The sequence below is a fragment of the Bradyrhizobium sp. 21 genome, from assembly GCF_023073335.1.
Taxonomy (GTDB): domain Bacteria; phylum Pseudomonadota; class Alphaproteobacteria; order Rhizobiales; family Xanthobacteraceae; genus Bradyrhizobium.
Map to the genome: position 1 here is coordinate 1 of NZ_JADPJG010000023.1, position 724 is coordinate 724.

The following is a 724-nucleotide window of genomic DNA, read 5'->3' on the forward strand; positions in this document are numbered from 1 at the left end:
TGCACATTGCCATCGACCCCAAGGCGAGACGAAGCCTAGCAGCGCCGCTCGTCGGCACGAAGCCTCAGGGCTCACGGAGAGCAATCCGCCCTGCCCTTAGCCTCGCGCCCGAACGCTGCCGCGTCCACCGCAAGCCCGGCTCACGAAAATGACGACTCAAGATCGCCCCTCTTGGTCGAGCCGGGATGGGCGACACATACGATAAAACCGAATTTCGGTAAAGCGGAATATTTTCGCGGATGCGGATTGACAGACTGCCGAAACAGGGTTGACGCAGGGGAGACCCGTGGCCGGCGCAACAAAAGGGGCGGTGCTTTGCACCGCCCCTTTTTGGCGAAATCCGGCAGGCATCCTGCAGATCGGACCGATGACGACCTTGATCGCGCCCTCTAGGCGCTGACGAGAACGGCTGCCTAGTAGGGCTGGTAATAGCCGCGCTGACCGTAGTAGGGACCGCCGCCGTAATATCCCGGACCGCCGTAGTAGGGCCGCTCGCCATAATAATAGCGGTTCTCGTAATACTCCTGGCGACGGCTCTCTGCGATCGCACCTCCGATCAGACCTGCGGCGACGCCCATGAAGGCCAGCCCCGCTGCATTCGGACCTCGCCGATAATAGCGGTGGCGGCGAGCGGCGCTGAAGTCGGTGACGTCGGAGGAAGCCTGCCCCGCCGTGACAGCTGTTGCAGACACCGGCTTGGCAGACACCGCCTTGGATGGCGGGG

Annotated in this window: 1 protein-coding gene; it reads right to left on the reverse strand. The window is 63.1% G+C overall.

Features of this window, described 5'->3' with window-relative positions:
* Window positions 1–413: 413 nt before the first annotated feature.
* On the reverse strand, window positions 414–724 hold a 311-nt coding region (locus IVB31_RS20685; RefSeq protein WP_247326138.1), incomplete at its 5' end, for a hypothetical protein.